Origin of the sequence: Pseudomonas sp. E6002 (assembly GCF_013385565.1) — a bacterium.
Classification (GTDB): domain Bacteria; phylum Pseudomonadota; class Gammaproteobacteria; order Pseudomonadales; family Pseudomonadaceae; genus Aquipseudomonas.
Map to the genome: position 1 here is coordinate 22,688 of NZ_JACAPT010000048.1, position 6,081 is coordinate 28,768.

Genomic DNA, 6,081 nt, shown 5'->3' on the forward strand with positions numbered 1-6,081 from the left:
GCTTGCTCGCGAATACGGTGGGTCAGTCATACATCGGGTAACTGATACACCGCTTTCGCGAGCAAGCCCGCTCCCACATTTGATCGCGTGTTACTTACTGATCTCAGCCACGTTGAACACCTGCTCCAGCATCGGATGGAACACATAACCCTTCACCGAATCACGCATCGGCAGGGTGTAGTTCTTCTGATAGAGGTAGGCGTACACGCTGTCCTTGAGCACGATCTTCTGGGCTTCCTGATACAGCTCGGTGCGCTTGGCCGTGTCGTTGTTGGCCGCCGCATCACGAATCAGCTTGTCCACCACCGGGTTGCTGTAGAACGAACGATTGCCCGGCAGGCCTTGCAGGGAGGAGTCGAACCAGAAGTTCATGTACATGTAGGGATCGGAGAAGTCCGGCGCCCACGAGCCGATGGACACGTCGAAGTCACCCTTGCCCAGGCGCTCGCGCATGGTGGCGTTGGCCAGTTTTTCCATCTTCAGGTTGATCCCCAGCGGCGCCAGGCTGGCTTGCAGGGTCAGGCCGATGGATTCCCAGTCCGGGTCCTTGTCGGAGTACATGTAGTTCAGGTTGGTGATTTTTTCCGGGAGTTTCTTCAGGTTCGCGCCCGCGCTGTCCAGGTCCTGTTTCATCAAGGGCAGGCTCGGGTCATTGGCCCACATGCCGGCAGGAATCGGCCCGTTCATCAACTTGGCCTGGCCCTTGAGGATGCCGTCGACAATGCCTTTGTAGTCCACCGCATCAACGATCGCCTGGCGCGCATTCTGGTTGTTCAGCGGGGCTTTCTGGTTGTTCAGGTACAGGTAGGTCACCCGCAGCGACGGGAACTCCTTGATCACCACGTCTTTCTTTTTGGCCAGGTTGGTGAGCTGGTCCTGGGGCATGTCTTCGGCGATGTCCAGGTCACCGCGTTCCAGTTGCAGGCGGCGTACCGAGGCTTCGCTGATGATCTTGATCACCACCTTGTTCAGCGCGGGCTTGGTGCCGGCGTAGTAGGTGTTGGGTTCCAGGGTCAGGCTCTGGCCTTTCTGCCAGTTGCTCAGGCGAAAGGCGCCGGAGCCGGCGGTGTGGGTGGAGAGGTAGGCGTTGACGTCGCCCTGTTTCACCACGTCCGGGTTGATGATGCCGGCGCCGTTGTGGGCGAGGGTGTAAAGGAAGGGCGCGTAGGGCTTGGCCAGGGTGAACCGCACGGTGAGCGGGTCGACCACGGTGACTTTCATGTCATCCGGGAACGCGCCCGACGGGCCTTGCTTGAGCTGCATCACGCGGTCGAAGGAGAACTTCACCGCATTGGCGTCGACCTCGGCGCCATCATCGAACTTATTGCCGGGCTTGAGTTTGAAGTCCCACACCAGACCGTCGGCCGAGGTGGTCCAGCTGTCGGCCAGGTCGCCCTTGACCTCGGTGCTGCCCTTGCCGTTTTCGACTTTGTAGGCCACCAGCTTCTGGTACGCCGGGTACGTCACCGCCCAATCGTTATTGTCGATGGTCACGGCCGGGTCGAGGGTTTGCGGGTCGGCGGCCTTGCCGATCATCAGGGTGTCTTTGGGGGCGGCGGCACTTGCCGATTGCCACGCGCCCAGGCTCAGGGCGGCGCACAGCAGGGAGAGTGCGAGGGTCTTGCGGTTGCTTGGGGTCATGCCGGTTTCCTTGATTATTTAGAGGAAAAAGCGGGTTGGTTTATTTTTATGAAATCTATAACCGGGCAGTTGGAGCTAAAGGGTGCTGCTAATTATTGTGATGGTACGGTCCTTGGGATCAGTATGACTCCTCAATTAGTGGGAAAAGTTCGGCATCCGGCAATTCGTAATGCCACCACTCGGTGGCAATCGCCTTGAAGCCGGCGCCAAGCATGATGCCCAGCAACAGCAGGCGGTTGCGCTGCACCTGCGGCGGCAGGTCGGGGTAGAACTGGTGGGACTTGGGCTCCATGGCATCAAACGCCGTGCCCATGTCCAGTGGGGTGCCGTGTTCATCAATCAGCGTCAGGTCGACGGCCACGCCACGGGTGTGGTGCGAGCCCAGGCGCGGGTCGCGCACGTAGTCCGGGTTGGGCAGGGCCTGCCACAACAGTTGCTGGGCGTAGGCCGGGCGATAGGCGTCGTAGATCAGCAACGTCATGCCGGCCTGGCGTGCCAACAGGCTCGCCTTGCGCAGGCAGGCCGCCGCTTCGGCGTGCAGCAGGCAGCGGGCATTGCGGTAGATCACGGTGCCTGCGAGGTTGTCGGCACTGGCGTAGATCAGGTCGACCTGTACCGGGTATTCCGGTGGGGCGATTTCTACCAATGGGCTGGTTTTCACTCAAAGATTTCCTTTCCAGGGTCAGGATTCGAACTGGCCGAAGGCCTGTTGCAGGGCGCGGTTTTTTGCCAGGCGTGCATCCAGTCGCTCGCCGTAGCGGTCAGCGACGGCAGACACCATCAGGTTGAACAGGCACGTCAGGGGCGCCATGGAGTCCCAGAACTGGCCGACATCGGTTTTCAGTTGCAGCAGGTCCAGGTCGTAGTCCCGGGCCCAGGGGCATTGCAAGTCAGTGATCAGCGCCAAGGGTAGACCCTGGGCGTTCGCGGTCTCGCAGAACGTGGGCGTGATGCTGGAATAGGCGCGGAAGTCCGCTGTGATGGCGTAGGGTTTTTCAAAGCCGGAGTTCAGGGTCTCGGCGTAGATCCCCGACAGGCCATCGACGTAATAGACCTTGGGACGGATGTATTCCAGGTGGCTGTGGAACGCATTGAGGATGCCCCGGGTGGACTGGATACCGAGGATAAACACCGCGTCGGCGTCCACGATGTGCTGCACGATGTCGGCGAAACCCTGGCTGCGGGCCAGGCCGTACACATGCTGGATGGCTTCGATCTCGCGGTTGAGGGAACGGTCGAGGGCGTCTTCCTGATCGTTCTCCTGGCGAAACGCGCCCAGGCGGTCGGTGATCAGCCAGGAGGCTTGCGGGTCGCCGCGCAGGCCTTGCTTGACGTCATCGAGGTTGCGATAACCCAGGGTTCGCAAGAAACGCCCCACTGAAATCCCGGTGGTGCCGGCTTGCTGGGCGATGCTGTCGGCGGTTTCGAACGGCAGCTGTTGCAGGTTGCCCAGCAGGTAGGTCGCGATGCGCTTGCCGGTGGGCGTCAGCGTCGGGAACTGCTGTTCCAGCGTGCGCTGGAAGCTGTTTTTATCCATGACGTTTTCGCGCAGGCCGGTCATTGATGTTACTCATGTTTCATGGTTTTGATGTCTGTTAGAAACATAACATCGGCAATCGCGATAACACAATGGCTTTTTTTGCACTGGGCGGGCAGGGGGGGACAAGCGGCGATCAAGGCCGCTGGGGTTTCACCGAAGTACCGAACGTATTGCCCATGCGCACACTGGTCGCTGCGGGTGTAGAGAGCCCGATCTGGTTCGGCTTGCGTTTGTCGATGGGCACCTGTTGCGCTTGCTGGTTCTTTTGCGTGGCCTTGGCGGCGTCCGGGTTGTTGCCCATCTGCTGGCTCAGGCAGCCATAGTCCGGTGCCTTGTAGCCATCCACGTTGACCTCGGTGCAGCCATTCGGCGTTCCTTCGGCGTGGGCCATCAGTGGCAGGGCAGCACACAGCAACAGGCTGGCGAGGGTCGGGAACAGGTTCATCGGTGCCTCCTGGCGAGCCCTGGGAAATGGGCCGGTATGGCTCAAAAGTGTAGTGCAGCGAACTGCCCGTCACCGTGATGTTTTTTTTGCTGGCACCGTAACATCAGGTTCATAAACTGGCCTCAGGATGACGGTTTTGTAGGCTATGTCGGACGTGTTGCGATGCTGAGCAGGGGGGCTTGGAGGCGCGCGGGCTGCTGCCTGGCTCTGCTGTTGGGGCTGGCGCAGGCCGTGCGCGCCGAAGTGACCCTGGACCTGCCCGCGCAGAACCTGGATAGCGCCCTGCAGGCGTTCAGCCATGCCACCGGCATGGCGGTGCTGGTGGACCGCGAGTTGACCCGGGGCCGGCGCTCCATCGGCGTGCATGGCCGCTACAGTGCGCAGCAAGCCCTGGGCCTGCTGCTGACAGGGAGTGGCCTGATGGCGCGTTATGCCCGCAGCGATGCGTTCACCCTGCAAGTCCCCGAGGTCAGCCAGCCGGCCACGACGCGGGGGCTGAAGGCAGGGCATGCAGCACGGATCAACAACAGCTATGCCGCGGCCTTGCAGCAGGCGATCGAACGCAGTTTGTGCCGTTCGCCGCTGACCCGCCCCGGCAGTTTCCGGGCGCTGGTGCAGGTGTGGGTCAACGGTGACGGGGTGATCGAACACAGCCGGCTGGTCAGCTCCACCGGTGACCTGCAGCGTGACGAAGCGCTGGTACGCGGCCTGGGCGCCACCCGGGTCGAACGCCCTGCGCCCAGTTCGCTGCGCTTGCCGGTGACCTTACTTTTGATGCCCGATTCAACAGGAACACGCATGGAATGCACAGCAGGGGAAGGAGTTTCCGGGGCATGAAAGACACCGGCCACAGCATGATGGTCAGCCTGTTCCTGGCGTCCTACGAGGACTTCAAGGTACGCCTGCGCAAGCGCCTCGGGTCCGAGGACCTGGCCAACGACGTGCTGCACGAAACCTACCTGCGGGTCGACCGCATGGACATGCCGCCGAACCTGGCGCAACCCAATGCCTACCTGTATCGAATGGCGCTGAACATCGCCGCTGACCGACGCCAGGCGGATGCGCGACTGTTGACCGGCAGCGAAGTCGAAGAGCTGCTGCAGACCGTCGATGAAGCCCAGGACCCGTCGCGGGTGGTGGGTGGCCAGCGGGAAATCCAGTCCTTGCTCAAGGCCCTCTACGAACTGCCGGCGCGGCGGCGCCAGATCCTTATCGCTGCACGTCTGGAAGAGGCGCCACACCTGGAGATCTCCAGGCGTTTCGGGATTTCCACGCGCATGGTCGAAAAGGAAATCAAGGCGGGGCTGGGCCACTGTGCGCAGCGCCTTGAAAGAAAAGTGATCCAGCGGTTCGGTCCCGGGGCCGGAAAACCGTCTTAGTGATTGAGTCCCTGATAATCCGTTGAGTACCTGCGCGCTTGAACATTTTTAACCTCTCCGCTGCCCGTGCTGCGCCCGACAGCCCCCTGCACGATGAAGCGCGTGACTGGCTGGTGCTGCTGACGTCGGGCCGGGCCACCGTTGCTGATGCCAAGGCGTTGCGCCAGTGGTGCGCCCAGAGCCCGGAGCATGCCCGGGCGTTCGAGCAGGCCAAGGTGTTGTGGCAGCAATTGGCTCCCGCCGCCGAGCAGTTTTCCCGGCCGCGGCATTTTGGGCGGCGGGCGTTTTTGGGCGGGGCTGTCGCGGCGTCGGCGGCGGTGTTGATGGTGCGGGTGACGGTGCCGGGTGGGTTTGCCGGGTTGACGGCGGATTACCGCACCGAGGTCGGGGAGCAGCGGCGGGTGGAGTTGGGTGATGGGGTTCGGCTGGAGCTCAATACGCAGACGCGGATCAGCCGGCGTGAGGGTGGGATTGAGTTGTTGGAGGGGGAGGTCGAGGTGCTGGCCGATGGTGCGATGCCGCTTCAGGTTCAGGCGGGTGGAGGGTGGTTGAGTGCGGCTCGGGCGCGGTTCAATGTGCGCAATACGGATCATAGTGTGTGTGTGACGTGTATTGATGGGGCGTTGTTGGTGGGTGTTGGGGGGCGTACGGTTCGGCTTGAGGGTGGGCGGCAGCTGACGTATGACGCCAGCGGTGTGGGTGAGCCGGTGGCGGTGGACGTGCAGGCTGTGGTGGCTTGGCGGGAGCAGGTGCTGGTGTTTGACAATGCGACGCTGGCGACGGTGGTGGATGAGATCAATCGCTATCGGCCGGGGATGTTGCTGCTGATGAATGCGCAGTTGGGCAAGCGGCGGGTGCAGGCGCGGTTTAGTCTGTATCAGTTGGCGGGGGTGGCGCTTTTGATTCGCGATGCGTATGGGGCCAAGTGTACGGAGTTGCCTGGCGGTGTTGTTTTGTTGAGTTAGATCGGTGTGCATATCCGTTAGTTAGGTAACGGCTGCTTCAAAATCAAAAGCACAGCGGCCTCTCGGCCGGCTTGAGTGTTAAAAGCAAAGGCAAAGACCAGAGCGAAAACA

Annotated in this window: 7 protein-coding genes; 3 read left to right on the forward strand and 4 right to left on the reverse strand. The window is 61.8% G+C overall.

Translation table 11 applies throughout. The features are described from left to right. Positions 1–90: 90 nt before the first annotated feature. From HX815_RS29635 to HX815_RS29650, 4 genes are all read right to left on the reverse strand, one after another. Positions 91–1,641: an ABC transporter substrate-binding protein gene (locus HX815_RS29635; RefSeq protein ID WP_008431417.1), complete on the reverse strand. Its 1,551-nt coding sequence runs from the start codon at positions 1,639–1,641 to the stop codon at positions 91–93. 118 nt (positions 1,642–1,759) lie between these two features. After that, positions 1,760–2,302 carry a D-alanyl-D-alanine dipeptidase gene (ddpX, locus tag HX815_RS29640; RefSeq protein WP_177029386.1) on the reverse strand — a complete coding sequence of 181 codons (543 nt, stop codon included), beginning with the start codon at positions 2,300–2,302 and terminating at the stop codon, positions 1,760–1,762. A 21-nt stretch (positions 2,303–2,323) separates the two neighbouring features. Continuing rightward, positions 2,324–3,178, reverse strand: coding sequence for a MurR/RpiR family transcriptional regulator (locus HX815_RS29645; protein WP_032898755.1), 855 nt, complete (start codon positions 3,176–3,178; stop codon positions 2,324–2,326). Positions 3,179–3,314: 136 nt separating this feature from the next. Then, positions 3,315–3,626 (reverse strand): hypothetical protein, encoded by a 312-nt coding sequence (locus tag HX815_RS29650; protein WP_003220133.1) that lies wholly within the window; start codon positions 3,624–3,626, stop codon positions 3,315–3,317. A 162-nt stretch (positions 3,627–3,788) separates the two neighbouring features. On the opposite strand from HX815_RS29650, the gene HX815_RS29655 reads away from it, so the two are divergent. Genes HX815_RS29655 through HX815_RS29665 form a run of 3 tightly spaced genes read left to right on the forward strand, consistent with a single transcriptional unit; the run spans position 3,789 to position 5,970 of the window. Further along, entirely contained in the window at positions 3,789–4,463 is a 675-nt protein-coding gene (locus HX815_RS29655; RefSeq protein ID WP_177010051.1) for a secretin and TonB N-terminal domain-containing protein, read from the forward strand. After that, positions 4,460–5,005: an RNA polymerase sigma factor gene (locus HX815_RS29660; protein WP_008431413.1), complete on the forward strand. Its 546-nt coding sequence runs from the start codon at positions 4,460–4,462 to the stop codon at positions 5,003–5,005. The genes HX815_RS29655 and HX815_RS29660 overlap by 4 nt, the downstream gene beginning before the upstream one ends. A gap of 38 nt (positions 5,006–5,043) precedes the next feature. Beyond that, positions 5,044–5,970, forward strand: coding sequence for a FecR domain-containing protein (locus tag HX815_RS29665; protein WP_177029387.1), 927 nt, complete (start codon positions 5,044–5,046; stop codon positions 5,968–5,970). Positions 5,971–6,081: the final 111 nt, after the last annotated feature.

Excerpts from the sequence above, each read along its gene's own strand:
- HX815_RS29660 (WP_008431413.1), top strand. The coding sequence starts at position 4,460 with ATGAAAGACACCGGCCACAGCATGATGGTCAGCCTGTTCCTGGCGTCC.
- HX815_RS29650 (WP_003220133.1), bottom strand. The coding sequence starts at position 3,626 with ATGAACCTGTTCCCGACCCTCGCCAGCCTGTTGCTGTGTGCTGCCCTG.
- HX815_RS29645 (WP_032898755.1), bottom strand. The coding sequence starts at position 3,178 with ATGGATAAAAACAGCTTCCAGCGCACGCTGGAACAGCAGTTCCCGACG.
- HX815_RS29655 (WP_177010051.1), top strand. The coding sequence starts at position 3,789 with ATGCTGAGCAGGGGGGCTTGGAGGCGCGCGGGCTGCTGCCTGGCTCTG.
- HX815_RS29635 (WP_008431417.1), bottom strand. The coding sequence starts at position 1,641 with ATGACCCCAAGCAACCGCAAGACCCTCGCACTCTCCCTGCTGTGCGCC.